The sequence below is a fragment of the Streptomyces sp. SKN60 genome, from assembly GCF_026236535.1.
Classification (GTDB): Bacteria; Actinomycetota; Actinomycetes; order Streptomycetales; family Streptomycetaceae; genus Streptomyces.
This window is the reverse complement of record NZ_JAHTMW010000012.1, coordinates 23880-50351: the sequence shown is the minus strand read 5'-3', so window position 1 is coordinate 50351 and position 26472 is coordinate 23880. Positions and strand designations below refer to the sequence as shown.

General features: G+C 72.9%; 30 protein-coding genes. 18 read left to right on the top strand and 12 right to left on the bottom strand.

The annotated features are described in order from the left end of the window. The first annotated feature begins 74 nt into the window (after nt 1-74). The gene (locus KV205_RS21000) at nt 75-884 is read left to right on the top strand and encodes an enoyl-CoA hydratase/isomerase family protein (protein ID WP_265866026.1); all 810 of its coding nucleotides are present in this window, start codon (nt 75-77) and stop codon (nt 882-884) included. A 167-nt stretch (nt 885-1051) separates the two neighbouring features. Here KV205_RS21000 and KV205_RS20995 read toward each other — a convergent pair whose 3' ends face one another. Further along, on the bottom strand, nt 1052-1690 hold the full coding sequence (locus KV205_RS20995; RefSeq protein ID WP_265866024.1) for a hypothetical protein: 639 nt from the start codon (nt 1688-1690) through the stop codon (nt 1052-1054). A gap of 92 nt (nt 1691-1782) precedes the next feature. Between KV205_RS20995 and KV205_RS20990 the strand changes: the two genes are divergently transcribed. From KV205_RS20990 to amaP, 5 genes are read left to right on the top strand one after another with little or no spacing between them, the layout of a single operon-like run. After that, the gene (locus tag KV205_RS20990; RefSeq protein ID WP_265866023.1) at nt 1783-2238 is read left to right on the top strand and encodes an Asp23/Gls24 family envelope stress response protein; all 456 of its coding nucleotides are present in this window, start codon (nt 1783-1785) and stop codon (nt 2236-2238) included. A 30-nt stretch (nt 2239-2268) separates the two neighbouring features. Beyond that, complete coding sequence (locus KV205_RS20985; protein WP_265866021.1) at nt 2269-2460, top strand: hypothetical protein; 192 nt, start codon at nt 2269-2271, stop codon at nt 2458-2460. Beyond that, on the top strand, nt 2457-2840 hold the full coding sequence (locus KV205_RS20980; RefSeq protein ID WP_374214702.1) for an Asp23/Gls24 family envelope stress response protein: 384 nt from the start codon (nt 2457-2459) through the stop codon (nt 2838-2840). Before KV205_RS20985 ends, KV205_RS20980 begins: the two co-directional genes overlap by 4 nt. Next, nucleotides 2837-3469, top strand: a complete 633-nt coding sequence (locus KV205_RS20975; protein WP_265866020.1) for a DUF6286 domain-containing protein — start codon at nt 2837-2839, stop codon at nt 3467-3469. The genes KV205_RS20980 and KV205_RS20975 overlap by 4 nt, the downstream gene beginning before the upstream one ends. 4 nt (nt 3470-3473) lie before the next feature. Continuing rightward, complete coding sequence (gene amaP, locus KV205_RS20970; RefSeq protein ID WP_265866019.1) at nt 3474-4061, top strand: alkaline shock response membrane anchor protein AmaP; 588 nt, start codon at nt 3474-3476, stop codon at nt 4059-4061. Nucleotides 4062-4094: 33 nt separating this feature from the next. On the opposite strand, the gene KV205_RS20965 is transcribed toward amaP, so the two are convergent. The 6 genes from KV205_RS20965 to KV205_RS20940 all read right to left on the bottom strand — a co-directional run bounded on the left by KV205_RS20965 (nt 4095) and on the right by KV205_RS20940 (nt 9695). Beyond that, nucleotides 4095-4850 carry an SDR family oxidoreductase gene (locus KV205_RS20965; RefSeq protein ID WP_265866018.1) on the bottom strand — a complete coding sequence of 252 codons (756 nt, stop codon included), beginning with the start codon at nt 4848-4850 and terminating at the stop codon, nt 4095-4097. Nucleotides 4851-4854: 4 nt separating this feature from the next. Continuing rightward, complete coding sequence (locus tag KV205_RS20960) at nt 4855-6639, bottom strand: glycoside hydrolase family 15 protein (RefSeq protein WP_265866017.1); 1785 nt, start codon at nt 6637-6639, stop codon at nt 4855-4857. A gap of 82 nt (nt 6640-6721) precedes the next feature. Beyond that, on the bottom strand, nt 6722-7525 hold the full coding sequence (locus KV205_RS20955) for an SURF1 family protein (protein WP_265866016.1): 804 nt from the start codon (nt 7523-7525) through the stop codon (nt 6722-6724). 80 nt (nt 7526-7605) lie between these two features. Continuing rightward, the gene (locus KV205_RS20950; protein WP_265866015.1) at nt 7606-7839 is read right to left on the bottom strand and encodes a hypothetical protein; all 234 of its coding nucleotides are present in this window, start codon (nt 7837-7839) and stop codon (nt 7606-7608) included. Between the two features lie 104 nt (nt 7840-7943). Further along, nucleotides 7944-8927, bottom strand: a complete 984-nt coding sequence (locus tag KV205_RS20945; RefSeq protein WP_265866014.1) for a DEDDh family exonuclease — start codon at nt 8925-8927, stop codon at nt 7944-7946. A gap of 144 nt (nt 8928-9071) precedes the next feature. Continuing rightward, nucleotides 9072-9695: a TetR/AcrR family transcriptional regulator gene (locus tag KV205_RS20940; protein WP_265866013.1), complete on the bottom strand. Its 624-nt coding sequence runs from the start codon at nt 9693-9695 to the stop codon at nt 9072-9074. 112 nt (nt 9696-9807) lie between these two features. Between KV205_RS20940 and KV205_RS20935 the strand changes: the two genes are divergently transcribed. The 8 genes from KV205_RS20935 to KV205_RS20900 all read left to right on the top strand — a co-directional run bounded on the left by KV205_RS20935 (nt 9808) and on the right by KV205_RS20900 (nt 17486). After that, the gene (locus tag KV205_RS20935) at nt 9808-10608 is read left to right on the top strand and encodes an acetoacetate decarboxylase family protein (protein ID WP_265866012.1); all 801 of its coding nucleotides are present in this window, start codon (nt 9808-9810) and stop codon (nt 10606-10608) included. Next, on the top strand, nt 10608-11492 hold the full coding sequence (locus KV205_RS20930; RefSeq protein ID WP_265866011.1) for an SDR family NAD(P)-dependent oxidoreductase: 885 nt from the start codon (nt 10608-10610) through the stop codon (nt 11490-11492). The genes KV205_RS20935 and KV205_RS20930 overlap by 1 nt, the downstream gene beginning before the upstream one ends. 17 nt (nt 11493-11509) lie before the next feature. Continuing rightward, nucleotides 11510-12805 (top strand): amidohydrolase family protein, encoded by a 1296-nt coding sequence (locus tag KV205_RS20925; RefSeq protein ID WP_265866010.1) that lies wholly within the window; start codon nt 11510-11512, stop codon nt 12803-12805. Next, the gene (locus KV205_RS20920; RefSeq protein WP_265866009.1) at nt 12802-14043 is read left to right on the top strand and encodes an amidohydrolase family protein; all 1242 of its coding nucleotides are present in this window, start codon (nt 12802-12804) and stop codon (nt 14041-14043) included. The genes KV205_RS20925 and KV205_RS20920 overlap by 4 nt, the downstream gene beginning before the upstream one ends. 39 nt (nt 14044-14082) lie before the next feature. Beyond that, a complete protein-coding gene (locus tag KV205_RS20915) occupies nt 14083-14793 on the top strand; it encodes a VIT family protein (protein ID WP_265866252.1) in 711 nt (236 codons plus the stop codon). Between the two features lie 120 nt (nt 14794-14913). Further along, on the top strand, nt 14914-15798 hold the full coding sequence (locus tag KV205_RS20910) for a sterol desaturase family protein (RefSeq protein ID WP_265866008.1): 885 nt from the start codon (nt 14914-14916) through the stop codon (nt 15796-15798). Beyond that, nucleotides 15795-16427, top strand: a complete 633-nt coding sequence (locus tag KV205_RS20905; protein WP_265866007.1) for a lysoplasmalogenase — start codon at nt 15795-15797, stop codon at nt 16425-16427. Before KV205_RS20910 ends, KV205_RS20905 begins: the two co-directional genes overlap by 4 nt. Before the next feature lie 15 nt (nt 16428-16442). Then, nucleotides 16443-17486: a zinc-dependent alcohol dehydrogenase family protein gene (locus KV205_RS20900; protein WP_265866006.1), complete on the top strand. Its 1044-nt coding sequence runs from the start codon at nt 16443-16445 to the stop codon at nt 17484-17486. A gap of 1 nt (nt 17487) precedes the next feature. Here the strand turns inward: KV205_RS20900 and KV205_RS20895 are convergent, their stop codons facing one another. Both KV205_RS20895 and KV205_RS20890 read right to left on the bottom strand, forming a co-directional pair. Further along, nucleotides 17488-18792: a CoA transferase gene (locus KV205_RS20895; protein ID WP_265866005.1), complete on the bottom strand. Its 1305-nt coding sequence runs from the start codon at nt 18790-18792 to the stop codon at nt 17488-17490. Between the two features lie 64 nt (nt 18793-18856). Then, the gene (locus KV205_RS20890; protein WP_265866004.1) at nt 18857-20395 is read right to left on the bottom strand and encodes a S8 family serine peptidase; all 1539 of its coding nucleotides are present in this window, start codon (nt 20393-20395) and stop codon (nt 18857-18859) included. Between the two features lie 265 nt (nt 20396-20660). Between KV205_RS20890 and KV205_RS20885 the strand changes: the two genes are divergently transcribed. The 3 genes from KV205_RS20885 (at nt 20661) to moaA (ending at nt 23863) form a co-directional block, all read left to right on the top strand. Next, nucleotides 20661-21044, top strand: coding sequence for a DUF485 domain-containing protein (locus tag KV205_RS20885; protein ID WP_265866003.1), 384 nt, complete (start codon nt 20661-20663; stop codon nt 21042-21044). Continuing rightward, nucleotides 21041-22708, top strand: a complete 1668-nt coding sequence (locus KV205_RS20880; protein WP_265866002.1) for a cation acetate symporter — start codon at nt 21041-21043, stop codon at nt 22706-22708. Before KV205_RS20885 ends, KV205_RS20880 begins: the two co-directional genes overlap by 4 nt. 165 nt (nt 22709-22873) lie before the next feature. After that, nucleotides 22874-23863 (top strand): GTP 3',8-cyclase MoaA, encoded by a 990-nt coding sequence (gene moaA / locus KV205_RS20875; RefSeq protein ID WP_265866001.1) that lies wholly within the window; start codon nt 22874-22876, stop codon nt 23861-23863. Between the two features lie 13 nt (nt 23864-23876). Here moaA and KV205_RS20870 read toward each other — a convergent pair whose 3' ends face one another. Together KV205_RS20870 and KV205_RS20865 are read right to left on the bottom strand one after the other, a co-directional pair. Continuing rightward, complete coding sequence (locus KV205_RS20870) at nt 23877-24101, bottom strand: hypothetical protein (RefSeq protein WP_265866000.1); 225 nt, start codon at nt 24099-24101, stop codon at nt 23877-23879. Between the two features lie 184 nt (nt 24102-24285). Continuing rightward, complete coding sequence (locus tag KV205_RS20865) at nt 24286-24642, bottom strand: DUF3099 domain-containing protein (RefSeq protein ID WP_265866251.1); 357 nt, start codon at nt 24640-24642, stop codon at nt 24286-24288. 183 nt (nt 24643-24825) lie between these two features. Here KV205_RS20865 and KV205_RS20860 point away from each other — a divergent pair, with 183 nt between their 5' ends. After that, a complete protein-coding gene (locus tag KV205_RS20860; RefSeq protein ID WP_265865999.1) occupies nt 24826-25101 on the top strand; it encodes a GlsB/YeaQ/YmgE family stress response membrane protein in 276 nt (91 codons plus the stop codon). Between the two features lie 102 nt (nt 25102-25203). Here the strand turns inward: KV205_RS20860 and tyrS are convergent, their stop codons facing one another. After that, nucleotides 25204-26469 carry a tyrosine--tRNA ligase gene (tyrS, locus tag KV205_RS20855; protein ID WP_265865998.1) on the bottom strand — a complete coding sequence of 422 codons (1266 nt, stop codon included), beginning with the start codon at nt 26467-26469 and terminating at the stop codon, nt 25204-25206. Nucleotides 26470-26472 lie beyond the last annotated feature (3 nt).

The window sequence follows — 26472 nt, the reverse complement described above, 5'->3', positions numbered from 1 at the left end:
GCGGTCGACCGGGTGGTTACTGTGCAGTCACTTAGCATCGGATGCAGTGCTGCACCGTAACCGGGAGACGCCCCATGACTACGTTCGACGACTCCGAGCACGCAGAGCTCGTTTTCGACAAGGACGGTGTACGGCTCACCGTCGAGGACGCCGTTGCCACGGTGACCCTGACCAATCCGGCGAAGCGCAACGCCCAGTCTCCCGCTCTGTGGCGGGCGTTGACGGAGGCCGGCCGGTCGCTTCCGGGCAATGTGCGGATCGTCGTCCTGCGGGGTGAGGGCAAGTCCTTCTCCGCCGGACTCGACCGCCAGGCGTTCACGCCCGAGGGCTTCGACGGAGAGCCGTCCTTCCTGGAGATGGCGCGCGGGTCCGAGGCGGACCTCGACGCGCTCATCGCCGAGTACCAGGAGGCGTTCACCTGGTGGCGCCGCAGCGACATCGTGTCGATCGCGGCCGTCCAGGGCCACGCCATCGGCGCCGGATTCCAGCTCGCGCTCGCGTGCGACCTGCGGATCGTCGCCGACGACGTGCAGTTCGCCATGCGCGAGACCAGCCTCGGTCTGGTCCCGGACCTCACCGGCACGCACCCCCTGGTCTCCCTCGTGGGCTACGCCCGCGCCCTGGAGATCTGCGCGACCGGCCGTTTCGTGCACGCCGAGGAGGCCGAGCGCATCGGCCTGGCCAACGTCGCCGTGCCCGCCGCCGAACTCGGCGCGGCCGTACGGGACCTCAGCGCCGCCCTGCTCGCCGCACCGCGCTCCGCCGTCATCGAGACCAAGGCGCTCCTCCAGGGCGCCTCGGGCCGCTCGTACGAGGACCAGCGCACCGCCGAGCGCGCCGCCCAGGCCCGCCGCCTGCGCGACCTCGCGGGCCTCGGCGAGTAACGCCTCCGCCTCCGGCGGGTGACGCGCCTCGGCGGCCGAGCCGGCGCGGTCGGCCCGCCGGCTGCGCCGCCGGCCTTGCCGCCTGTGCCCGCGGTCCTTCAGCCCGGCCGCGGCCGGCGCCGGGCCGGGCGCTGCGGTGTCGCTCCGGCCCCGGGCCGCGCGCGGTCTCACCGCAGTTCCGACACCACCACCGTGACCGTCGTCGCCTCCGGGGCGGCGGCGGTCACGGCCGTGCGCAGGGCGCGGGCCGTGTCGACGGCGCGGTGGTCCTCCGTCACCGCGGCCGCCACCTCGACCCGCAGCCGGCCGTCCGGCAGGCGCAGCACTGGCGGGCCGAAGGCGTCGGTCAGGGCCGCCACCCCGGGGACCGCGAGGGCCGCGAGGGCGGCGGGGTCGTCGGGAGCGGGCGGCGAGGTTCGCCCGGGCGGCCCAGTGGGCGCCGGCGAATCCGGGAGCGCGTCGAGCAGCTCCGTCACCCGGAGGTCCACCTCCGCCACCACAAGGCCCAGCGGGCCCTCCGCCGTACGGAGCAGCGCCGCCCGCAGCCGGTCCGCCAGCTCCGGCAGCGGGCGCCCCGTCACCGCCGCGAAGTCGAGGGTCACCCGCAGCGGCCCGGGCGGCAGCCCGCCCGGCGGTACGGGGAAGGGGGAGTCGCCCGTGTCGTCCGCGAGCCGGAACCGCGGAACGCCCGGGGCCAGGCCCCGTACCCCGCGGGCAGCCGCCAGGAGCGCGCCCCGTACCGCCCGCTCCGCGATCCACGCGCCGTCCGCCGCCTCACCGAGCGGCAACAACCGGTCCGTCGTCATTGCTCCAGCCTGCCGCATCCCCGGCGCGATACCGGGCAAGCCGCCTTAGTGTGGGCGAACAAGGCAAAAGCCTCAGGGAAGGACGGGTGGCGATGGCTGACAACGCACACTCCGACCAGCAGAACCCCGTGACCAGGCGTGGCGGCGGCGATCCGGCCGCCCGGGGCCGCACCACCATCGCGGACGGTGTCGTCGAGAAGATCGCCGGGCTCGCCGCCCGGGATGTCGTCGGCGTCCACGCCATGGGCAGCGGCCTGTCCCGCACCCTCGGCGCCGTGCGCGACCGGGTGCCCGGCGGGGGCGGCAAGTCCGGCGGTGTGACCCGCGGCGTCAAGGCCGAGGTCGGCGAGGTGCAGACCGCGCTCGACCTGGAGATCGTCGTCGACTACGGCGTCTCCATCGCCGACGTCGCCGGCGCGGTGCGCGAGAACGTCATCGCCGCCGTCGAGCGGATGACCGGCCTGGAGGTCGTCGAGGTCAACATCGCCGTCAGCGACGTGAAGCTGCCGGACGAAGAGGAAGAAGAGCCGGAGACCCGGCTCCAGTAGCCGCGGGCGGCACGGCGGAGAGGACACAGCATGAGCATGGCGGTGGTCGGCCTGGTGGCCGGCATGGCGCTCGGCTTCGCCGGGTACTTCGGCGGCTTCGGCGCGTTCGTCCTGGTCGCCGCCCTCGGCGCGGTCGGCTTCGTCGTCGGCCGGTTCCTCGACGGGGACCTGGAGCCGGGCGACTTCTTCCGGGGCCGCGAGCGCGGCGACCGGCGGCGGTGACCCGGGTGCCGGACCTGCTCGACCCGCGGCCCGACCGGGCGGACCCGGTCGGCGCCGCCGCCCGCGGCGCGACCACGATCGCCGACCGGGTGGTGGCCAAGATCGCCGCGCAGGCGGCCCGCGAGGCGATCACCGTCCCCAGGGACGGCAGGCCGCCGCACGCCTCGGTCGTCGTCCACCGGGACGTCGCCCGGGTCTCGGTGAGCCTCGAACTCGACTACCCCGCCGACCTCGGGCACCAGTGCGGCGCCGTGCGCGGCCGGGTCCGCGGGCGGGTGGAGGACCTCACCGGCATCGAGGTCCACGAGGTCGCCGTACACGTCGAACGGCTCCACTCGGCGCACACGGCCCACGACCGGAAACGGGGGCGGCTGGCATGACCGCCGGACCGGAGGCCGACGCGGGCGAGGGGCCCGGGGCCGTGCCCGTCCTGGAGAAGGACCCGCCCCCCGAGGACCACGGACCGCCCGTACGCCGCTTCTGGGCCGTGCGCCGGATCCCCGCCGCCGTCGTCGCGGCCGTCCTCCTCGGCGCCGCCGGACTGCTCCTCTACGACGTCGCCGCCGTCCGCGCCGAGCACACCGCCATGGCCTGGCGCCGCTCCCTCGCCGACGACCTCGCCACCCGCCCCCTCGACGACATCGTGGTGGTGGTCGGCGCGTGCGTCGCCGTGCTGCTCGGACTGTGGCTCCTGGTCCTCGCGCTCACCCCCGGCCTGCGCGCCGTGCTGCCGATGCGCCGTGAACACGCCGACGTGCGCGCCGGGCTCGACCGCGAGGCCGCCGCGCTCGCCCTGCGCGACCGCGCCATGGAGGTCTCCGGCATCCAGTCCGTACGGGTCAGGATGCGCCGGTCCAAGGTCGGCGTCCGGGCCGTCTCCCACTTCCGCGAACTCGACGAGGTCCGCGCCGACCTGGAGACCGTCCTCCACGGCGGCATCGACGAACTGGGCCTCGCGCACCCGCCGGCCCTGACGGTACGGGTGGCCCGCCCGCCCAGGAAGGGGTGACCCGGTGACCGTGGTGCTCCGGCGCGTCAACCGGATCGTGCTCGCCCTCGTCGGACTCGTGCTCGTGGTCGGCGGCGGCGCCGTCCTCGCGGCCGCCCTCGACCTGCCCGTACCGTCCTGGTGGCCCTGGTCGGGCCCCGACGACGTGCTGCTCAGCCGCTCCGAGCGGCAGCACTGGCGCGCCGAGAGCTGGTGGTGGCCGCTGGTCATCGCCCTGCTCGGGCTGATCGTGCTGCTCACCCTGTGGTGGCTGGTCGTCCAGTTCCGCCGCGCCCGGCTCCGCGAGGTCCTGGTGGACAGCGGCGACGGCGAGGAGGCCGTGCTGCGCGGCCGGGCCCTGGAGACCGTCCTGGAGGCCGACGCGACCGCCCAGGAGGGCGTCGCCCGGGCCAAGGTCGCGCTCACCGGCCGCCGCACCGCCCCCCGCACCCGGGTGGCCCTGCTCCTGGAGGCGTACGCCTCCCCGGCCGACGCCCTGACCACCCTGTCCGACGAGGCCCTCGCCCACGCCCGGAGCTCCACCGGCCTGCCCGCGCTGCCCACCGAGGCCCGGCTGCGCGCGGTCAAGCACCGTGCGCGCCGGGTGGCCTGACGCCGGCTCGGAAATCCTGGTGCGGAACCCGGCTCAGAAGCCGCTGCGGGCGCCGCCGTCCACCGGCAGCATCACACCCGTCAGATACGAGGCGGCGGGGGAGAGCAGGAACGCGGCCGTGCGGCCGAACTCCTCCGGGGTGCCGTACCGCCGCAGCGGGATCGTCGCCTCGTTCGCCGTGCGCGAGGCCTCCGCGTCCCCGGACAGCGCGTCCAGCTGGCGCACCCGGTCGGTGTCGATCCGGCTCGGCAGCAGCCCGACCACCCGGATGCCGCGCGGGCCCAGGTCGTTGGCGAGGGATTTCGCGAAGCCGGCCAGGCCGGGCCGAAGCCCGTTGGAGATGGTCAGACCGGGGATCGGCTCGTGCACCGAACCCGAGAGCACGAAGCCGATGACCCCGCCCTCCGGCAGCGTCTCCGCCGCCGCCCGGGCCAGCCGCACCGCGCCCAGGAACACCGTCTCGAAGGCGGCCGCCCACTGCTCGTCGGTGTTGTCGGCGGCGAAGCCCGGCGCCGGGCCGCCCACGCTGATCAGCACGCCGTCGAAGCCGCCGAACCGGGCCCGCGCCTCGGCGATCAGCCGCTCCGGGGTGCCCGGGTCGGAATTGTCCGCCGCCAGGCCCGCCGCGTTCGGCCCGAGTCCGGCCACCGCCTCGGCGACGCTCTTCTCCTCGCGCCCGGTCAGCAGCACCTGCGCGCCCTCGGCGAGCAGCGCCTCCGCCGACGCCCGTCCGAGCCCGCGGGTCGCGCCGGTCACCACGTACACACGGTCCTTCAGTCCAAGATCCATGGACCTATCCTGCCGCCTCCTCGGCGGCCAGCGCGAGGGCGGTGCCCACCAGGCCGATGTGGCTGAAGGCCTGCGGGAAGTTCCCCAGCTGACGGCCCGACGCCGGGTCGTACTCCTCGGCCAGCAGCCCCACGTCGCTGCACAGCCCCACCAGCCGGTCGAACAGCTCCCGGGCCTCCTTCAGCCGGCCGGTCAGCCGCAGCGCGTCCGCCAGCCAGAACGAGCACACCAGGAAGGTGCCCTCCTCGCCCGGCAGTCCGTCGACCGACGAGCCCGAGGTCGAGTAGCGGCGCACGAAGCCGTCGTGCGTCAGCTCCGCCCGTACCGCGTCGACCGTGCCCACCACCCGCGGGTCGTCCGGCGGCAGGAAGCCCACCCGGGGGATCAGCAGCGTCGCCGCGTCCAGCTCGGACGAGCCGTAGTACTGCGTGAAGGTGTTGCGCTCCGGGTCGAAGCCCTTCGCGCACACCTCCGCGTGGATCTCGTCCCGCATCGCCCGCCAGCGCGCCGCGTCCCCCGGCAGCGACGGATCGTCCTGAAGGGTGCGCACCGCACGGTCCGCCGCCACCCAGGCCATCACCTTGGAGTGCACGAAGTGCCGGCGCCCGCCGCGCACCTCCCACAGGCCCTCGTCCGGCTCCCGCCAGGTCGACTCCAGGAAGCCGAGCAGGCTCAGCTGCAGGTTCCAGGCGTGCCGCTGGGCCGGGATGCCCGCCTCCCGGGCCCGGCACAGCGAGTCGAGGACCTCGCCGTACACGTCGAGCTGGAGCTGGTCCACCGCCGCGTTCCCGGTGCGTACGGGGGTGGAGTCGGCGTAGCCGGTGAGCCAGGGCAGGGTCGTCTCGGGCAGTCGCCGCTCGCCCGCCGGGCCGTACATGATCTGCAGGTCGGCCGGGTCGCCGGCGACCGCGCGCAGCAGCCAGTCGCGCCAGGCCGCCGCCTCGTCCGCGTATCCGGCGGACAGCAGCGCGCCGAGGGTGAGCGAGGAGTCGCGCAGCCAGCAGGCCCGGTAGTCCCAGTTGCGCACCCCGCCGAGCTCCTCCGGCAGCGAGGTGGTGGGGGCGGCGACGATCCCGCCGGTCGGCGCGTAGGTGAGCGCCTTCAGGGTGATCAGGGAGCGGACGACGGCGTCCCGGTACGGGCCCTCGTAGGTGCACTGCTCGGCCCAGGCACGCCAGTCGGTGAGCGACTGCTCCAGGGCCTCGAAGGGGTCGACCAGGGCGGGGCGCGGCTCGTGGGAGGGGTGCCAGGTGAGTACGAAGGCCACCTTCTCGCCCTCGCCGACGGTGAAGGAGGAGCAGGTCGCGAACTGCTGGCCCCAGGTCTTCACCGGCGGCTCGCTGCGCAGCCACACCGAGTCGGGCCCGGCGATCGCCACCCGGTGGCCCTCGGCCCGGCGCACCCACGGCACGATCGAGCCGTAGTCGAAGCGCAGCCGCAGCACGCCGCTCATCTCGACGCTGCCGCTGACGCCCTCGATGATCCGGACCAGGTCGGGGGCCTTGTCGCGCTGCGGCATGAAGTCGGTGACCCTGACCGTGCCCGTACGGGTCTCCCAGAGGGTCTCCAGGACCAGGCTGTTCTCCGCGTACCGGCGGCTCGTGCAGCTCGTGGCGCCCTTGGGGGCGATCCGCCAGTGCCCGTTGTCCTCGTCGCCGAGGAGGGCGGCGAAGCAGGCGGCGGAGTCGAAGCGGGGCAGACACAGCCAGTCGACCGACCCGTCGCGGCCGACGAGCGCGGCGGTCTGCAGATCGCCGATCAGGGCGTAGTCGTCGATACGTTGCGTCACGCTTTGGGCTGTTCCCGGAAGCGGGGACGGTCAATCAGGGCGGGCGGACGGCCTCGTGTCGGCTCAGGGGTCGCCCGTCGGCTCAGGCGGTCGCCCCGGTGGGCGCGGGCGTCCCCTCCGGCGCGTCGGCCGCACCGGCCGCCGCCTCCCGGTCGCGCTTCTCGCGCCGCGCCAGGATGAACCAGCCGACCGGCACACCGGCCGAGAACAGCCACCACTGGACCGCGTACGCCATGTGCGCGCCGATCGAGTCGTGGTCCGGGTCCGGGATCAGCTCGGGGGCGTCCCCGGCCGGCTCGGGGCCGGTCTGCTCCAGATAGCCGCCGAGCACGGTGCGGCCCTGCAGAGCGGCCTGCTGCTTGCTGTTGATCAGCATGACCTGACGGTCCGGCAGGCCCTTGAGGTCCTTGATGCCGCTGGCGCCGGTGGTCTCGTCGGCCATCAGCCGGCCGGTGACCGTCACCTCGCCCTTCGGCGCGGGCGGCACGTGCGGGTAGGACCGCTGGTCGCCGGCGGCCTCGATCCAGCCCCGGTTCACCATGACGACCCTGCCGTCCTTCAGGACCAGCGGGGACAGCACGTGCACGCCGACCCGGTCGTCCGAGGAGGTGCGCCGGCGCACCACGACCTCGTGCGCGGTGTCGAAGGTGCCGGTGGCGGTCACGTGCCGCCAGTAGTCCGCGCGCGGCACGGTGTGCCCGGGGGAGGTCAGCTCCTCGACCGGGACGGGCCTGGCCGCGAGGTTGTCCGCGATCAGGGCGTTCTGGGCGACCCGGCGCTCGTGCCGGTGGAACTGCCAGAAGCCCAGCTCGATCATCACGGGGATGAGGACGAGGGCCACGAGGGTGAGGATCACCCACTGCCGGGACAACAGGAAGCGGTACACCCCAAGACCGTACAACTTGGCCAGGGGCGCACCGCAGGGGGGTTCCGGCCGCCGGGGCGGGCGACCAGTGGATCGTTTCGTCACACCTTGTCGACGATGCCCACCCTCCCCTCCGCGCGGGCGCAGTGACCCCCGCAGTACCAGCTGCCCTCGACCTCGACGCCCTGGCCGATGATCTGGACCCGGCAGTGCTCGCAGATGGGTGCCATGCGGTGGATGGCGCAGGCGAAGCAGTCGAAGACGTGCACCGCGCCCTGCGCGTGCACCTCGAAGGACATGCCGTAATCGTTTCCGCAGACCTCACAACGTGCCATGCGCCACAGGGTGGTGCGACGGACGGGCGAAGACCGGGCGGCGCGCCCGGCCCGCGCCCGGCCGTCACCCGTCTGCCGTCAGCCGCGTGGTCACTCGTGCGGGGTCACTCGTCGTCGGCCGGGGCGACGTCCCGAAGCAGCTGGGTGTAGGCGGCCTCGTCGACGATCGGCGTGCCGAAGGACTTGGCCTTCAGGGTCTTGCCGGTGGCGGAGTCCGGGTCGTTGGTGACGAGCAGGCTGGTGAGCCGCGACACACTGCTCGCCACGTGCAGCCCGGCGTCGACCGTGCGGTCCTCCAGGAGCTCGCGGTCGACGGAGGTGTCGCCGGAGAACGCCACCCGCATGCCCTGCTTGAGCGGTTTGTCCGACTCGTACCGCCCGGGGTTGGGGTACGGACAGGCCGGCCGCTTCCGCGACGGGCGCCAGGTGTTCGTCCGGTACGAGGCCGAGGCCTGGTGGCCGATCCGGGGCCGCTCCGGGCTCTGCGCCCACTCGGTCAGCGGGCGGCACTCCAGGAGCGGCAGCCGTACGTTCCGCTCGGCCGCCGCGTGCAGGCTGGGCCGGAAGGCCTCCGCCAGCACCCGCGCGTCGTCCAGGGCGTTGTGCGCGCGCTGCTGGACCACGCCGAAGTGCGCGGCAAGCGACTCCAGCTTGTGGTTGGGCAGCGGCAGCGCCAGCTCCTTCGACAGCGCGATGGTGCACAGCCGCTGCCGCACCGGCGCGGTGGCCTCGGCCCGCGCGTACTCCCGGGCGATCATCTGCCAGTCGAACATCGCGTTGTGCGCGACGAGCACCCGCCCCTCCAGGCGCGCCGAGAACTCCTCGACGATCTCCGGGAACAGCGGCGCGCCCTCCAGGAGGTCGCTGGTGAGCCCGTGGATCCACACCGGCCCGGGGTCCCGCTCGGGGTTGACCAGGGTGTACCAGTGGTCCTCGACATTGCCCTGCGCGTCCAGGCGGTAGACACCGGCCGACACTATCCGGTCGTCGCGGGCGAGGCCGGTGGTCTCCACGTCGACGACCGCGTACCCCTGCGGGTACGCGGTCGGCCACGTCGCTGCTGTCGTACGGTCGTCAAGCACGGTCACTGAGAATACGGGCCGCGACCGACAGCCCCGCGCGCGGTGTCCGCTTCGGTGGCCGGATCCGTGCGTACGGGAGCGGGCGCGAAGCCCGCCGGCGCCCACCGGCGCCCGCCGGTACGCCGGTTGACGTCCTCTCCCGGGGAGCCCTCAGGCGAGCAGTCCCGCCACCAGCGCCCGTACGCCCGCCGTGAAGACCGCCTCCGTGTCGATCGGGGCGGCGAGCGCGGCGGCCAGCTCCGGGTCCGCGTCGGCCGGAGTGCACGCGGCCGCGCCCCACAGGTCCGGCTCGGCGGGGGACTGGGCGGGGGAGCGTTCGCGGTTGCGTTCGACCAGGACGTGGCCGACGACCTGGAACTGGACCGCGCGGACCAGCGCGGCGGCGCGGGCGCCGCGCAGACCGGCCGCGTGCGCCTCGTGGATCAGGGCGCGCTGGGCGGGCAGGAACATGCGCTCCGTCAGGCCGCGCTCGTGGACCATGGCGACCAGATGGGGGCGGTCGCGCAGGGCGCGGCGCAGCAGGGCGGCCACCGAGACGATCCGCTCGGCCGGGTCGCCGCCGCGCGGGCGCAGGGTGCCGAGGTCGGCGACGGTGCGCTCGACGAGGGCGTCGAGCAGCGACTCGCGGTTGCCGACGTGCCAGTAGATCGAGGTGACGGCGGTGCCGAGCTCGGCGGCGAGCCGGCGCATGGTGAGGGCGTCCGGGCCGTGCTCCTTGACCAGGGCGGCGGCCGTGTCCAGGACCCCGTCGCGGGTCAGTGCGCTGCGTGCCATCCGATCAGCTCCCCCAACTCCCGTGCCGTGCACGGGTCTTTACCCTTCCGGGTCGCCGGTGTAACTGTGTTACAGGCGTACAGGCCGATACCTTCCCGAAGGGTGGTACGTCATGGCACGAGTACGGTACGGGGCGCGCACCGAGGCGGAGATCGCCGCGACGCGGGCGAAGAGCGCGAAACTCCCCGACATCTGGTCCACCGGGGTCGTCGCCGTCTGGGAGACCGACCCGGACGTCGTGGCGGCCGTCCTGCCGCCGCCGCTCAAACCCACCGGACGCCCGCTGGTCCGGGTCAATATCAGCAAGGTCGACCTCCCCGGCTACCCCCTCGGAGCCGGCTCCGTCGCCGTCGCCGCCGCCCACGGCGACCGGGAGGGCTGGTACCCGCTGGTCATGCCGATGACCCACGAGCGCGCCCTCACCGGCGGCCGTGAGGTCTTCGGCGAGCCGAAGAAGCTCGGCGAGGTGCTCGTCGAGCGCGACGGACTGACGGTCCGCGCCTCCCTCGCCCGGCACGGCATCGCCTTCGTCGAGGTGCGCGGCGCCGTGTCCGGCGCGCTGCCGCTGCCGGAGCCCACCGAGAAGGCCGACTTCTACTTCAAGTTCCTGCCGGCGGTGGACGGTTCGGGCTTCGACACCGAACCCGTCCTGGTCCACTGCCTGCGCAACGAGAAGGTACGCCGACTGGAGCGGGTCACCGGGGACGTGGTGCTCCGCGAGTCGATGTACGACCCGGTGGCCGATCTGCCGGTGCGCCGGCTGGTCGAGATCACCATCGGCGAGAAGACCACCGACCAGCGCGGCCGGGTCGTCGAGCGGGTCGACCCCGCCGCCCTGCTGCCCTATCTCCACCAGCGCTACGACGACCCGCAGCAGACCCTGGACGCCCCGCCGGAAGGGAGCGCCGTCTGATGGAACTGCGCGAGGGACAGGTCGCCGTCGTCACCGGCGCCGCCAGCGGCATCGGCCTCGCCATGGCCCGCCGCTTCGCCGCCGAGGGACTCGCCGTCGTCCTCGGGGACGTCGAGGAGGAGCCGCTGGCCAGGGCCGCCGAGGAGCTGATGGAGGGCGGGGTGCAGATCCTCGCCCGTACCGTCGACGTCAGCGAGCCCGACTCCGTACGGGCCTTCGCCGACGCCGCGTACGACACCTTCGGCGCCGTGCACGTGCTGTGCAACAACGCGGGCGTCGGCTCCGGCGCCGAGGGCCGCATGTGGGAGCACGAACCCAACGACTGGAAGTGGGCCTTCGCCGTCAACGTGTGGGGCGTCTTCCACGGCATCCAGGCCTTCGTGCCCCGGATGCTCGCGGGCGGCGAGCCCGGCCATGTCGTCAACACCTCCTCCGGCGACGGCGGCATCGCCCCGTTGCCCACCGCCTCCGTCTACGCCGTCACCAAGTCCGCCGTCGTCACCATGACCGAGTCGCTCTACGCCCACCTGAAGGCGGAACGGGCCCTTGTCGGTGCCTCCGTGCTCTTCCCCGGGCCGCACATGCTGCGCACCGGCCTGTGGGAGTCGCACCGCAACCGGCCCGAGCGCTTCGCCAAGGAGCGCCCCCGGAAGACGCCGTACCGCAGCCTCGACCAGTGGGAGGCGGCGATGAAGGAGGCCGGGCACGAGGTCGCCTTCACCCCGGTCGAGGAGGTCGCCGGGCACGTCGTCGACGGCATCAGGGCCGACCGGTTCTGGATGCTCCCGGCGAGCGAGCACAGCGACCGGCAGATCAGGGCGCGCTCGCAGTCGATGCTCGACCGCGCCAACCCGTCCTACCTGGAGAACTTCATCCTCGACTGACCGGCCAAGGAGCCGACATGAGCGTCGACGACCCGTACCTGGACCCGTATCTCATCATCTCCTCCGACTGTCACGCCGGTCTGCCCACCGAGGAGTACCGGCCCTATCTCGACCCCCGCTTCCACCGCGCCTTCGACGAGTTCCTCGCGGGCCGGGACGCCCGCCGCGAGGCCATGACCCGGCTCGGGGTGCGCAACGAGGCCTTCGCCGACAAGTGGTTCAGCGACCACGAGGAGGGGCTGCGCGGCGGCTGGGACGCCGCGCAGCGCATCAAGGAGCTCGACGGCGACGGAGTGGCCGCCGAGGTCGTCTTCCCCGACGCGGACGCCGTCGACAGCCGCACCGCCGCGCCCTTCGGCGTCGGCCTCGGGCTCTCCGGCGACCAGGACCCCGAGCTCGGCATGGCGGGCGCCAAGGCCCACAACCGCTGGCTCGCCGACTTCGTGTCCCAGCACCCCGAGCGGCACTGCGGGGTCGCGCTGCTGCCCGTCACCGCCGACCCGGCCGAGGTCGTCGCCGAGATCCACCGGGCCAGGGAGTCCGGGCTCGGCGCGCTGATGATCCCCTCCATGTGGGTGGGCAAGGTGCCCTACCACGACCGGCGTTACGACCCGGTGTGGGCGGCCGCCGCCGAGACCGGGATGCCGGTGGTCACCCACTCCGGCGCCGCGCCCCGCCACGAGTACGGCGACCACCTCGGGATCTACGTCTCCGAGGTCACCTGGTGGCCGGCCCGGCCGCTGTGGTTCCTGCTCTGGTCCGGCGTCTTCGAGCGGCATCCGGGGCTGCGCTTCGGCGTCGCCGAGTCCGGCTGCTGGTGGCTGCCGAACCTGCTGTGGTTCATGGACCGGCTCTACCTCGGCGCGCACGGCGGCAAGAAGCTCTCGCCGTTCGCCGAGCTGAAGCGCCCGCCCAGCGAGTACCTGGACCGGCAGGTGTTCGTCTGCGCCACCAACACCAAGCGGCGCGAGCTGGCCCAGCGGTACGAGATCGGGGTCGACAACATCCTGTGGGGCTCCGACTTCCCGCACCCCGAGGGCACCTGGCCGCGCACGCGCGCGTGGCTGCGGGACACCTTCCACGACATCCCGGTCGCCGAGACCCGCCGGATGCTCGGCCTGGCCGCCGCCGAGGTCTTCGGCTTCGACCCCGGGAAGCTGGCGCCGATCGCCCGGCGGATCGGCCCCACCCCGGCCGAGCTCGGCCAGGACCCCGACCAGGCCGCCGTCGAGGCCTCCTGGGCCCGCTCCCGGGAGGTCGGCCGGCACTGGCTCACCGAGCACGACTTCCCGGTCCTGGGGGTGAACCCGTGACCCCGGCCGCGCCCACCGACCGCTACACCGTCATCTCCGCCGACTGCCACGCCGGCGCCGACCTCCTCGACTACAAGCCGTACCTGGCCAGGAAGCACCACGACGACTTCGACGCCTGGGCGGCGACCTACGTCAACCCGTACGAGGACCTGCTCGCCGACACCGCCGACCGCAACTGGAACTCGCGGCGCCGGCTGCGCGAACTGGAGGCGGACGGCATCGTCGCCGAGGTCGTCTTCCCCAACACCATCCCGCCGTTCTTCCCCAAGGCCTCGCTGATGGCCCAGCCGCCGGACCGGGCCGAGTACGAGCAGCGCTGGGCCGGGCTGCAGGCGCACAACCGCTGGCTCGCCGACTTCTGCGCCGACGCGCCGGGGCGGCGGGCGGGCGTCGCGCAGATCCTGCTCAACGACGTGGACGCGGCGGTCGCCGAGATCCGCCGGGCCCGCGCGGCCGGGCTCACCGGCGGCATCCTGCTGCCCGGCGTGCCGCCCGGTTCGCCCGTGCCGGAGCTGTACTCGGCGGCGTACGACCCGATCTGGGCGGTCTGCGCGGAGCTCGACGTCCCGGTCAACCACCACGGCGGCTCGGCCTCGCCGCCGCTCGGCGACGAACCGGCCGCGCGGGCGGTGTTCATGGTGGAGACGACCTGGTTCTCGCACCGGGCGCTGTGGCACCTGGTGTTCGGCGGCGCGTTCCGGCGCCACCCGGGGCTCAAACTGGTCCTGACCGAGCAGGGCTCGGGCTGGATCCCGGGCGTGCTCGACATGCTGGACTACTACCACGGGCGCCTGGTCGCGGCCTCGGCGAAGGCGGCCACGGCCGAGTCCAAGTTCGGCGCCGGGCTCGCCGAGTCGATGGGGAAGGGGCCGCGCGAGGTGTGGCGGGACAACTGCTTCGTCGGCGCGAGTTTCATGCGCCCGCACGAGGTGCCGCTGCGCGACCGGATCGGCCTCGACAAGATCATGTGGGGCAGCGACTACCCGCACGACGAGGGCACCACTCCGTACTCCCGGGAGGGCCTGCGGATCGCCTACGCGGGGCTGCCGCCGGACGAGGTCGCCGCCATGGCCGGCGGCAACGCGGCCCGCGTCTACGGCTTCGACCTCGACCTGCTCGACGCCCTGGCCGCGGTGCACGGCCCGACCGTCGCGGAGATCGCCGAGCCGCTCACCGAGGTCCCGGCCGCCGCCACCAGCCCGGCCTTCGCGAAGGGCGGGTCGGTCCGCGTCTGGTGAGGCGGCGGGTGCGACCCTCCAGGGGTGACCGACGCACCCGTGCCCGCCCCCGCACACGACGAGGCCCACGGCGGCGGCCTCGGCTCCCGGCTCAACTGGCTCCGGGCCGCCGTGCTCGGAGCCAACGACGGAGTCGTCTCCACCGCGGGTCTCGTCGTCGGCGTCGCCGGCGCCACCGGATCCCGGGACACCCTGCTCACCGCGGGCCTCGCCGGACTGCTCGCCGGCTCCATGTCGATGGCCGCGGGGGAGTACGTCTCCGTCTCCACCCAGCGCGACTCCGAGAAGGCCGCCCTCGCCCAGGAGCGCCGGGAGCTGCGCGAGCAGCCCGAGGCCGAACTCGCCGAGCTCACCGGACTGCTCGCCCGCCGCGGCCTCAGCCCGGACGTGGCCCGCGAGGCCGCCCTCCAGCTCACCGAGCGCGACGCGCTGCGCGCCCACGCGCGCGTGGAGCTGGGCATCGACCCCGACGAGCTCACCAACCCCTGGCACGCGGCCGGCGCCAGCTTCCTCGCCTTCACGGCCGGCGCGCTGCTGCCGCTGCTCGCGATCGTGCTCCCGCCGGCCGACCACCGGCTGTGGATCACGGTCGTCTGCGTGCTCGCCGCCCTCGCCCTCACCGGCTGGTCCTCGGCCCGGCTCGGCGCCGCCCCCGTCCCCCGCGCCGTCCTGCGCAACGTCGCCGGCGGCGCGCTGGCGATGGCGGTGACGTACGCGGCGGGTTCGCTGCTGGGAGCGGCGGGCGTCTGAGCAGCCGCCCCATCATGCTCTTGTTGTGAGAAGGCGCCAAAGCTTGCTGACATCTGGTCTTACTTACTTGTTGGTAAATACGTCTGGTCGCCACCACGCCCCGCCTCTACCGTCATCGGCATGCCGAACCTGCCCGATGTCGTGCTCTGGTCCATACCGGCGTTCGTCCTGCTCACCGTCGTCGAGATGGTCAGCTACCGCATCCACCCCGACGAGGACGCCGCCGGATACGAGACGAAGGACGCCGCCACCAGCATCGGGATGGGGCTGGGCAGTCTCGTCTTCGACGCCCTGTGGAAGATCCCGGTCGTCGCGATCTACACCGCCGTCTACGAGCTGACGCCGCTGCGCGTGCCCGTGCTGTGGTGGACGATCCCGCTGATCCTGCTCGGCCAGGACTTCCTCTACTACTGGTCGCACCGCGGCCACCACGTCATCCGCATCCTGTGGGCCTGCCACGTCGTGCACCACAGCAGCCGCAGGTTCAACCTCTCCACCGCGCTGCGCCAGCCCTGGACCGGCCTCACCGGCTGGCCGTTCTACCTGCCGCTGATCGCGCTCGGCGTGCACCCGGCGGCGCTGGCCTTCTGCTACTCGGTCAACCTGGTCTACCAGTTCTGGGTCCACACCGAGCGGATCGGCAAGCTCTGGGCGCCCTTCGAGTACGTGCTCAACACGCCCTCGCACCACCGCGTCCACCACGCCTCCCAGGGCGGCTACCTGGACCGCAACTTCGGCGGCATCCTCATCGTCTGGGACCGGATGTTCGGCTCCTTCGTCGCCGAGACCGAGCGGCCCGTCTACGGGCTCACCAAGAACATCGCCACCTACAACCCGCTGCGGGTGGCAACCCACGAGTACGCCGCCATCGCCCGCGACCTCAGGGCCGCGAGCAGTTGGCGCGAACGGGCCGGCCGGGTGTTCCGCGGACCGGGCTGGCAACCGGGGCCCGGGCCCGAGGCGCAGGGCACGCCGGTCGGCGCCGCGCCGGAGGGAGCGGCGTGAGCCGGCTCGGCCGCGCGCTCCTCGGCGCCTTCCTGCTCGCGGCCCTCGTCGACCTCGGCTCGCTGCTCGCCGGAGCCGACGCCGGCCACCTGGCCGCCAAGCCGCTCCTGATGCCGCTGCTCGCCGCGTACGCCGTCACCCGGGGCGCGCCGAAGCCGCTGATCGCCGCGCTGCTGTGCGGCTGGGGCGGTGACGTGTTCCTGATGTCCGACGCCGACGGGGCCTTCCTCGTCGGCATGGGCTGCTTCGCCGCCGGACACCTTTGCTACCTCGTGCTCTTCGGCCGTCGCCGGAGCTCCCCGCTGCTCGGCCTCGTGTACGCGCTCGCCCTCGGCGGCACCGTCGTCGCGCTCTGGCCCGGCCTCCCGGCCGACCTGCGCGTCCCCGTCGCCGGCTACTCGCTGCTGCTCACCGCGATGGCCTACCGGTCGAGCGCGCTCGGCGTCATGACCGGCACCGGCGGCGCCCTGTTCCTGCTGTCCGACACCCTGATCGCCACCGGCATCGCCGCATGGCCCCAGCTGCCCGCGCCCGACTTCTGGGTCATGCTGACCTACATCGCGGCGCAGTACCTGCTGACCGAGGGAACCCTGCGCACGATGTACGGTGAACGTCGTACAACCAGCTGACCCGGACGAGGAACCATGCGCGCCACCACCATCCACGCCCCCTTCGACATGCGCGTGGAGGACGTGCCCGACCCCGTGATCAAGGAGTCCACGGACGTCGTCGTCCGGGTGCTCCGCGCCTGCATCTGCGGCAGCGACCTGTGGGCCTACCGCGGCGAGTCCGCCCGGCAGCCCGGCCAGCGGATCGGCCACGAGTTCCTCGGCCTGGTCGAGGAGGCCGGCACCGACGTCCGCGGCTTCGCCAAGGGCGACCTCGTCGTCGCCCCCTTCGTCTGGTCCGACGGCACCTGCGAGTACTGCGCCGAGGGCCTCCAGACCTCCTGCCCCAGCGGCGGCTTCTGGGGCTCCGTCGGCTCCGACGGCGGCCAGGGCGAGGCCGTCCGCGTCCCGTACGCCGACGGCACCCTCGTCAAGCTGCCCGCCGCGGCCGCCGCCGACGACCACCTGCTCACCGCGCTCCTCGCGCTCTCCGACGTCCTGGGCACCGGCCACCACGCCGCCCTCGGCGCGGGCGTCACCGCCGGCTCCACCGTGGCCGTCGTCGGCGACGGCGCCGTCGGCCTGTGCGGCGTCCTCGCCGCCAAGCGGCTCGGCGCCGAGCGGATCATCGCCCTCGGCCGGCACACCGCCCGCACCGACATCGCCCGCACCTTCGGCGCCACCGACGTCGTCGCCGAGCGCGGCGAGGCCGCCGAGGCCGCCGTCCGCGAACTCACCGGCGGCCAGGGCGCCCACGCCGTCATCGAGGCCGTCGGCACCGAGCAGTCCATGCGCACCGCCGTGAACATCACCCGCGACGGCGGCGCCATCGGCTACGTCGGCGTCCCGCACGGCTCCGGCACCGGCCTCGACCTCTCCGTCATGTTCGACCGCAACATCGCCCTCCGCGGCGGCGTCGCCCCCGTCCGCGCCTACATCCCCGAGCTGCTCCCCGACGTCCTGGCCGGCACGATCGACCCGTCCCCGGTCTTCGACCTCACCGTGGACCTGGCCGGCGTCCCCGGCGGCTACAAGGCGATGGACGAGCGCACGGCGCTGAAGGTCCTGGTCAAGCCGTAGCTCAGGCCCCGAGCCACTCCGGGGCGTCCGCCCCCGCGATGCCCGGCGGGCGCTGCCAGCCCGTCGGGCCGCCCTCGTACGAGACCGGCGAGAGCGCGTGCCGCAGCCGGCCCAGCGGGCCGGCCGACTCGGTGAGCCAGCGCTCCGGTTCGTACCGGGGGAGCGTGTGGGTCAGCCAGTGGCCGGTCTGGGCGAGGGCCAGGCGGACGAGACGGGTGCCGCCGTCCCGGTTCTGCTCGGTCAGGGAGCGCAGGACGGCCGCCGCGAGCAGGTAGCCGGTGCCGTGGTCGAGGGCCTGGGCGGGAAGCGCGCCGGGGTCGTCCGGCGAGCCCTCCGTGACCGCGATGCCGGTGGCCACCTGCACCAGGCTGTCGAAGCCGCGCCGGCCGCCCCAGGGCCCGTAGTCGCCCCAGGCCGAGAGGCGGGCGGTCACCAGGCCGGGCCGGTGCAGGTCGAAGCGGTCGAGGGCGCCGGGCCGGTAGCCGGTGACCAGCACGTCGGCCGCGTCGAGGAGTTCGTCGAAGGCGCGCCGGTCCGACGGGCTGTCCAGGTCCAGGGCGGCCGTCCGCTTCCCGACGTTCGTGTCGGCGTGCTGGTCCGGCAGTTCCGGGTTGCCCGGCGGGTCGATCCGGAGCACGTCCGCGCCGAGCAGCGCGAGGGTCCGGGTGGCGACCGGGCCCGCGATCACCCGGGTCAGATCGAGCACCCGCAGCGGCCGGTCCGAGCGGCGGCGCGGCGCGGCCTCGTCCAGGCGGTCCCGGGTCAGCAGCGGGCGGGCGGCCACCTCCCGGCCCTGCTCGTGGGCGGCCCACTCCTCGGGCGTGCGCAGCGCGACGGCCAGGCCCCCGGCCGCGTACACCGCCGTCTCCACTTCGACGGCCTTCCGCTCGCCGATCGCCGCCGCCACGCCGTCCACGGAATCGTCCGAGCGGCCCAGCGCGCCGAGCAACGCGGCCTTGTGGTGCGGGTAGTTGGCGTGGGTGCGGACCCAGCCGTCGGCCGCCCGCCAGAACCGGGACAGCGGCGCGAAGTTCACCGGCGCCCGCCCGTCCACCCGCAGATGCCGCTCGCTGACGAAGGCTGTCGCCACCGCCCCGTCGTCCACCCGCACCGGCCCCGGCAGCCCGGCCCGCTCCACCGCCGCGAGCCCCGCCACCGCGACCGTCGCCCGGGCCAGGTCCATGACGGGCAGCCGGGCCGGCAGGAGACCCGAGGGCCCGCCGTACGCCACCCGGTCGAGCAGCGCGGGATCGCCGCCCAGCTCGGCCCACAGCAACTCCGTACCCGTACGCACTGTGTTGTCCATGAGCACACCATAGAACCGCCCGTGGCACTCAGTGCCACGGGCGGTTCTGCGGAACAGCGGGAGACTACTTGCGGACCGCGTCCAGCGCGTCCACCAGACCGGCCCCGTAGAAGCCGTTGTCGCCCTTCTCGCCCTCGCACACCGCGTCGACGGTGCCGTCGCCCTCGATGTCGTACGGGTTGGTGCAGGCGCGTTCGTCGGCCTGCGCGTAAAGGAGCGCCTTCAGCGCGGCCGGGCTCGCCTTCGGGTGCGTCGACTTCAGCAGCGCGAGGACGCCCGCCACGTGCGGCGAGGCCATCGAGGTGCCGGCCTTGTAGTTGTAGCCGCCGTTGACCGTGGTCGACAGGATGCGGCCGTTGACCGCCGGGGCGTCCGGGGTCTGCCACTCGGTCTTGTCGCCGCCCGGCGCCGCCACGTCGATGACGCCCAGACCGTAGTTGGAGTAGGACGCCTTCAGGTCCTTGGCGCCGGTCGCGGAGACGGTCACCATGCCCGGCAGCATCCCCGGGTAGATGAAGCACTCCTTCGGGTCGATGACCCGGTCGCCCGAAGTGGTGTCGTTCGGGCTGCTGGTGTCCAGGATCGAGTCCGCCGCCAGGTCGAACTTGGAGTTGCCGGCCGCCGCCACGTTGACGGTGCCCTTCTTCTCCGCGTACCGGGTCGCGCGGGTGACCGCCTCGATGAGGGCCTTCTGGTCCTCGTCATTCTTGCAGGCGAACATCCACGGGTCGGTGTAGTAGCTGTTGTTGGTGACGTCGACACCGTGCTCGGCCGCCCACACGAAGCCGCAGACCACGGCCTCCGTGTAGAAGAAGCCGTCCGGCGTGGACACCTTGATGCCCGCCAGCTTCACGCCGGGCGCGACGCCCGTCACGCCGATGCCGTTCTTCGCGGCGCCGATGGTGCCCGCCACGTGCGTACCGTGGTCGCTCTCGCCCGGCTTCGGACGCCACGAGCCGGGCGTCGTGTCGGCCTTGCCGCTCACGCAGTTGGCGGAGGCGGCGGCGTCGAAGTTCGGCGCCAGGTCCGGGTGGGTGTCGTCCACACCGGTGTCGATGATGCCGACCGTGACGTTCTTGCTGCCGAGGGTCTTCTCGTGCGCCTTGTCGGCCTTGATGGCCGGCAGGTCCCACTGCAGCGGCTCCAGCGGGTCCTGCTCGCCGGAGGCGGCGGCCGTCGCGGCCTTGATCTCCGCCGGGGTCAGCTCCTGCGCGCCCTCGCCGACCGAGTCGTCCGTCGCGGCCTGCAGCGGCGCCGTACGGGTCGCGCCCGCCGACACCACACCGCGAGCCTTGCGGATCGTCTGCGCGAACGCGGGGTTCTGGGAGTGGACGACGATCACGCCTATCCGGTCGTAGGACACGACCACCTCACCGCCCGCGGCGGCTATCGCCTTGCGCACCATCGCCGGCGTCTTGCTGCCGCCCGCGACGTTCACCACGTAGCTGAGCTTCGGCCCGTCCGTGGCCACGGCGGCCGCCGGGGCGTCGGACAGCTCCGCGGCCGAGGCGGCGCCGGCGGGAAGGAAGCCGAGCGAGGCCGTGAGCGCGAGACCGGCCGGCAGAGCGAGTACTCGACCGCGCCGCGATCCCAGATGAGCCATGGGTTCTCCACATCATCCGTCCGTGCTGCCCGGGCGCCGATGTGCGGCCGGGCAGGTGCATGACGAGTGAAGCTATCGCCGATCTTCCCCGCTCATCAATGAGTTGAGAAGACTTCATGAAGATCCCGGCTGAGAAAACCACTCCGGTGAACCACTTCGCCGCGCGCTCCGTGCCGTTGATCAGGGGAGGGGTTCCGGTCGGAACCCCGTCCTCCCCATCCCCAGCGAGGCCCCCATGTCCCTGCCCACCGCCCGAGGAGATTCCGTGGCCACCGACGCCCCGCCGCCACCCCGAACCAGCACGGACGCCGCAACCCCGGCCGGCCCCACCACCGAGGAGTTCACCGAGGTGCAGCAGAGCGCCGAGTTCGGCGAACTGCGCCGCACCTACCGCTCCTTCGCCTTCCCCCTGACGATCGCCTTCATCGCCTGGTACCTGCTCTACGTGCTGCTCTCCAACTACGCGGGCGGCTTCATGGGCACCAAGGTCTTCGGCAACGTCAACGTGGCCCTGGTCCTCGGCCTCGCCCAGTTCGCCACCACCTTCCTCATCGCCTGGCTCTACTCGCGGCACGCCGCCAACCGCCTGGACCCGCAGGCCGAGGCCATCAAGCAGCACATGGAATCCCGTACGGAGGCCGACGCATGAGCACCGCCCTCGGCAGCCCCCTCGCCGACCCCGTCCACCTGCTCGCCGCCGGCAACGCGACCAGCGAGCACCGGACGCTGATCATCTCCCTGTTCGCGGCCTTCGTCCTCGCCACCCTCGTCATCACCGTCTGGGCCGGCCGGCAGACCCGCTCCGCCGCCGACTTCTACGCCGGCGGCGGCCAGTTCACCGGCTTCCAGAACGGCCTCGCGATCTCCGGCGACTACATGTCCGCCGCGTCCTTCCTCGGCATCAGCGGCGCCATCGCCCTCTACGGCTACGACGGCTTCCTCTACTCCATCGGCTTCCTCGTCGCCTGGCTCGTCGCGCTGCTCCTGGTCGCCGAACCGCTGCGCAACTCCGGCCGGTTCACCATGGGCGACGTCCTCGCCTACCGGATGCGCCAGCGCCCCGTCCGCACCGCCGCCGGCACCTCCACCATCGTCGTCTCGATCTTCTACCTGCTCGCCCAGATGGCCGGCGCCGGCGTCCTCGTCTCGCTGCTCCTCGGCATCACCAGCGACGGCGGCAAGATCGCGATCGTCGCCCTGGTCGGCGTCCTGATGATCGTCTACGTGACGATCGGCGGCATGAAGGGCACCACCTGGGTCCAGATGGTGAAGGCCGTGCTCCTCATCGCGGGCACCGTGCTCATCACCTTCCTCATCCTGTGGAAGTTCCACTTCAACCTCTCCGACCTGCTCGGCGCCGCCGCCACCCACAGCGGCAAGGGCGACGCGTTCCTGGAGCCCGGCCTCAAGTACGGCGTCACCGCCACCTCCAAGCTGGACTTCCTGTCGCTCGGCATCGCGCTCGTCCTCGGCACCGCCGGCCTGCCGCACATCCTCATCCGCTTCTACACGGTGCCCACCGCCAAGGCCGCCCGGAAGTCGGTCAACTGGGCCATCGGCATCATCGGCGCCTTCTACCTGATGACGATCGTCCTCGGCTTCGGCGCCGCCGCCCTGCTCGGCAGCGACACCATCCTGGCGTCCAACAAGGCGGGCAACACGGCGGCCCCGCTCGCCGCCATGGAGGTCGGCGGCGGCGCCGACTCCACCTCCGGCGCGATCCTGCTCGCCGTCATCTCCGCCGTCGCCTTCGCCACCATCCTCGCCGTGGTCGCCGGCCTGACCCTGGCCTCCTCCTCGTCCTTCGCGCACGACATCTACGCCAATGTGATCAAGCGCGGCAAGGCCACCGAGAAGGAGGAGATGCGGGCCGCCCGCTGGTCCACCGTCATCATCGGCATCGTGTCGATCGCGCTCGGCGCCCTCGCCCGCGACCTCAACGTCGCCGGCCTCGTCGCCCTCGCCTTCGCCGTCGCCGCCTCGGCCAACCTGCCGACGATCCTCTACTCGCTCTTCTGGAAGCGGTTCACCACCCAGGGCGCGCTCTGGTCGATCTACGGCGGCCTGATCTCCTCCGTCGTCCTCGTCATCTTCTCCCCGGTCGTCTCCGGCGGACCCGCCTCCATGATCAAGGGCGTCGACTTCCACTGGTTCCCGCTGGAGAACCCGGGCCTGATCTCCATCCCGCTCGGCTTCCTCCTCGGCTGGCTCGGCTCCCTCCTCTCCAAGGAGGAGCCGGACAAGGGCAAGTACGCCGAACTGGAGGTCAAGTCCCTCACCGGCGTCGGCGTCGCCTCCGCGATCAAGCACTGACCGGAGCGCAGCGGGTCGTATACGCTCCGCGATGAACCACCGGCCGCGTCGTAGAGTTCTACGACGCGGCCGGCCCCGTCCTCGTGACAATCGGCCCGTGTCCAGTGTCCGAGGCGTCACGTAGGCTCGAACACGAAGCGAACCGTCAGAGAGGGAGGGGGCCCAGTGCTCATCGACACCTACGGCCGCGTGGCCACCGACCTGCGGGTCTCCCTCACGGACCGGTGCAATCTGCGCTGCACCTACTGCATGCCGGAAGAGGGCCTGCAGTGGCTGGCCAAGCCCGATCTGCTCACCGACGACGAGATCGTCCGGCTTGTCCGGATCGCCGTCACCGAGCTCGGCGTCACCGAGGTCCGCTTCACCGGCGGCGAGCCGCTGCTCCGCCCCGGCCTCGTCGGCATCGTCGAGCGCTGCGCCGCCCTCGCCCCCCGCCCCAAGCTGTCGCTGACCACCAACGGCATCGGGCTCAAGCGCACCGCCGCCGCCCTCAAGGCGGCCGGCCTCGACCGGGTCAACGTCTCGCTCGACACCCTGCGCCCCGAGGTCTTCAAGACCCTCACCCGCCGCGACCGGCACCACGACGTCCTCGACGGCATGGCCGCCGCCCGCGACGCCGGCCTCACCCCGGTCAAGATCAACGCCGTCCTGATGCCCGGGCTCAACGACGACGAGGCCCCCGACCTGCTCGCCTGGGCCATGGAGCAGGGTTACGAGCTCCGCTTCATCGAGCAGATGCCGCTCGACGCCCAGCACGGCTGGAAGCGCGACGGCATGATCACCGCCGGAGACATCCTGGAGTCGCTGCGCACCCGCTTCACCCTCGAAGCCGAGGGCGCCGGCGAGCGCGGCTCCGCCCCCGCCGAGCGCTGGGTCGTCGACGGCGGCCCGCACACCGTCGGCGTCATCGCCTCCGTGACCCGGCCCTTCTGCCGCGCCTGCGACCGCACCCGCCTCACCGCCGACGGCCAGGTCCGCACCTGTCTGTTCGCCACCGAGGAGACGGACCTGCGGGCGGCACTGCGCTCGGACGCGCCCGACGCGGTGATCGCCGAGATCTGGAAGAAGGCCATGTGGGGCAAGAAGGCCGGCTCCGGCCTCGACGACCCGGACTTCCTCCAGCCCGATCGCCCGATGTCGGCGATCGGCGGCTAGAGAGCCTCAGCGGCTAGGGGGCCTCGGAGTCGCCGGAGTCCCAGTCGGCGAGCGCGACGACGTCCTTCAGGAAGCCCCGTACCCCCAGGAACTGCGACAGATGTTCGCGGTGCTCGTCGCACGCCAGCCACGTCTTGCGCCGCTCCGGCGTATGCAGCTTGGGGTTGTTCCAGGCGAGGACCCAGACCGCGTCGGCCCGGCACCCCTTCGCGGAACAGATCGGCTTGTCTTCGCTCACTGGACCCAGGATCACCCGATCATTGTCCAGCAAGGGCGATGCCGAGCAGCCACGGGGGGAGCTGCCCGGCATCGGTCCGTCGCTCCGACGGGGGATGCGGAGCGCGTAGGCAGTATGTCACGGGGGATGGGGTGCGGTGCACCGGAACTTCATGATTGATCTGAGCTTTTCCTGAGCTTTCCGCTCACGCTGTGTGATCGCTCGGCGTCGCCGTTCCGGTGTCCGATTCGGCATCCTTCGAGGGCTTCGCCGTCAGTGCCGGCCGCAGCGGAGTCGGGACGAACGTGGACGGGAGGGACGGAGCGTTCTCCCGGCCGGCGTTGGCGATCACCACCGCGATGTACGGGAGCACGGCGCCGACCACCAGCGCCACGATCGCCACGTACCGCTCCACGTTCCACAGCGAGGCCGCGGCGATCACCGAGAGGGTGCGGATCGCCATCGAGATCACGTACCGGCGCTGCCGCCCGCGCACGTCCTCGGCAAGGCCCTGCCGGGCCCCGGTGATCCGGAAGACCTCGCCACCGCCATGCTTCAGCATCACGTTCCACCACCCGCACACCGTGCCGGACCCTCCCCGGTCCGGTCCTCCTTCCACCGTACGCCCGGCGTCCCCCGCCGAGGAGGCCGGGGCACGTATGGCCTCCTCCGTACGGCCTCGTCCGACATGCGCCGTATGGCGGACGGACCGACACTGGGCACACCTGTGCACGAGGAGGCGACGATGAGTTGGTTGTGGGCGATCATTGTGGGCTTCGTCCTGGGACTGATCGCCAAGGCGATCCTGCCGGGCAAGCAGCAGATCCCGCTGTGGCTGACGACCGTGTTCGGCATTCTGGGCAGTGTGCTCGGCAACGCGGTCGCGACCTGGATCGGGGTCAACGACACCAGGGGCATCGACTGGACCCGTCACCTCCTGCAGCTCATCGGTGCCGTCGCCGTGGTCGGCGTGGGCGACATGCTGTGGGCCTCGATCAAGGGCGGCAGACAGCGGGCCTGATCGCGCGGCCCTGATCGCACGGGCGGACACGACCGGAGGCCCGGTACGGCGCGGGAACGCGCGTACCGGGCCTCCGGCGTAAGCCCTTGCGTGTACGAGGGGCTAGGCGCCGACCTCGATCGCCGCCAGGTTCTTCTTGCCCCGGCGCAGCACCAGCCAGCGGCCGTGCAGCAGCTCGTCCGCCGTCACGACGGCGTCCTCGGCGGTCACCTTCACGTTGTTCACGTAGGCGCCGCCCTCCTTCACCGTGCGGCGGGCGGCCGACTTGCTGGCCACCAGACCGACCTCGGCGAACAGGTCCACGACCTGCCCGAGCTCCGTCACGCGCGCGTGCGGCAGCTCGGAGAGGGCCGCGGCCAGCGTGGCCTCGTCGAGCTCACCGAGCTCGCCCTGGCCGAACAGCGCCTTCGACGCGTCGATCACGGCCCGGCACTGGTCGGCGCCGTGCACCAGGGTGGTGAGCTCCTCGGCGAGCGCCCGCTGCGCGGCGCGCGCCTGCGGCCGCTCCGCCGTCAGCTTCTCCATCTCCTCAAGCTCCTCGCGGGACTTGAAGGACAGGATCCGCATGTACGTGGAGATGTCGCGGTCGTCGACGTTCAGCCAGAACTGGTAGAACGCGTACGGCGTGGTCATCTCCGGGTCCAGCCAGACGGCGCCGCCCTCGGTCTTGCCGAACTTGGTGCCGTCGGCCTTCACCATCAGCGGCGTCGCAAGCGCGTGGACCTGCGCCTCCGGCTCCAGCTTGTGGATCAGGTCGAGCCCGGCCACCAGGTTGCCCCACTGGTCGGAGCCGCCCTGCTGCAGCGTGCAGCCGTGCCGCCGGTACAGCTCCAGGAAGTCCATGCCCTGGAGCAGCTGGTAGCTGAACTCGGTGTAGCTGATGCCCTGCTCGGACTCCAGGCGCCGGGCCACGGAGTCCTTGGTCAGCATCTTGTTGACCCGGAAGTGCTTGCCGATGTCCCGCAGGAACTCGATCGCCGACATGCCGGCGGTCCAGTCCAGGTTGTTCACCATGACCGCGGCGTTCTCGCCCTCGAAGGACAGGAACGGCTCGATCTGCGAACGCAGCCGGTTCACCCAGTTCGCGACCGTCTCCGGGTCGTTCAGGGTGCGCTCGGCGGTCGGCCGCGGGTCGCCGATCTGGCCGGTGGCCCCGCCGACCAGCGCCAGCGGCCGGTGCCCGGCCTGCTGGAGCCGGCGGACGGTGAGGACCTGGACCAGGTGGCCGACGTGGAGACTGGCCGCGGTCGGGTCGAAACCGCAATAGAACGTGACGGGACCGTCCGCGAGGGCCTTGCGCAAGGCCTCCTCGTCGGTGGACTGGGCGAAGAGCCCACGCCACTTCAGCTCGTCGACGATGTCCGTCACGTC

What these genes read in the sequence shown, in the direction of transcription:
- KV205_RS21000 (WP_265866026.1), top strand. Translation starts at nt 75, where the DNA reads ATGACTACGTTCGACGACTCCGAGCACGCAGAGCTCGTTTTCGACAAG.
- KV205_RS20995 (WP_265866024.1), bottom strand. Translation starts at nt 1,690, where the DNA reads ATGACGACGGACCGGTTGTTGCCGCTCGGTGAGGCGGCGGACGGCGCG.
- KV205_RS20990 (WP_265866023.1), top strand. Translation starts at nt 1,783, where the DNA reads ATGGCTGACAACGCACACTCCGACCAGCAGAACCCCGTGACCAGGCGT.
- KV205_RS20985 (WP_265866021.1), top strand. Translation starts at nt 2,269, where the DNA reads ATGAGCATGGCGGTGGTCGGCCTGGTGGCCGGCATGGCGCTCGGCTTC.
- KV205_RS20975 (WP_265866020.1), top strand. Translation starts at nt 2,837, where the DNA reads ATGACCGCCGGACCGGAGGCCGACGCGGGCGAGGGGCCCGGGGCCGTG.
- KV205_RS20965 (WP_265866018.1), bottom strand. Translation starts at nt 4,850, where the DNA reads ATGGATCTTGGACTGAAGGACCGTGTGTACGTGGTGACCGGCGCGACC.
- KV205_RS20950 (WP_265866015.1), bottom strand. Translation starts at nt 7,839, where the DNA reads ATGGCACGTTGTGAGGTCTGCGGAAACGATTACGGCATGTCCTTCGAG.
- KV205_RS20940 (WP_265866013.1), bottom strand. Translation starts at nt 9,695, where the DNA reads ATGGCACGCAGCGCACTGACCCGCGACGGGGTCCTGGACACGGCCGCC.
- KV205_RS20935 (WP_265866012.1), top strand. Translation starts at nt 9,808, where the DNA reads ATGGCACGAGTACGGTACGGGGCGCGCACCGAGGCGGAGATCGCCGCG.
- KV205_RS20930 (WP_265866011.1), top strand. Translation starts at nt 10,608, where the DNA reads ATGGAACTGCGCGAGGGACAGGTCGCCGTCGTCACCGGCGCCGCCAGC.
- KV205_RS20925 (WP_265866010.1), top strand. Translation starts at nt 11,510, where the DNA reads ATGAGCGTCGACGACCCGTACCTGGACCCGTATCTCATCATCTCCTCC.
- KV205_RS20910 (WP_265866008.1), top strand. Translation starts at nt 14,914, where the DNA reads ATGCCGAACCTGCCCGATGTCGTGCTCTGGTCCATACCGGCGTTCGTC.
- KV205_RS20900 (WP_265866006.1), top strand. Translation starts at nt 16,443, where the DNA reads ATGCGCGCCACCACCATCCACGCCCCCTTCGACATGCGCGTGGAGGAC.
- KV205_RS20895 (WP_265866005.1), bottom strand. Translation starts at nt 18,792, where the DNA reads ATGGACAACACAGTGCGTACGGGTACGGAGTTGCTGTGGGCCGAGCTG.
- KV205_RS20890 (WP_265866004.1), bottom strand. Translation starts at nt 20,395, where the DNA reads ATGGCTCATCTGGGATCGCGGCGCGGTCGAGTACTCGCTCTGCCGGCC.
- KV205_RS20880 (WP_265866002.1), top strand. Translation starts at nt 21,041, where the DNA reads ATGAGCACCGCCCTCGGCAGCCCCCTCGCCGACCCCGTCCACCTGCTC.
- KV205_RS20865 (WP_265866251.1), bottom strand. Translation starts at nt 24,642, where the DNA reads ATGCTGAAGCATGGCGGTGGCGAGGTCTTCCGGATCACCGGGGCCCGG.
- KV205_RS20860 (WP_265865999.1), top strand. Translation starts at nt 24,826, where the DNA reads ATGAGTTGGTTGTGGGCGATCATTGTGGGCTTCGTCCTGGGACTGATC.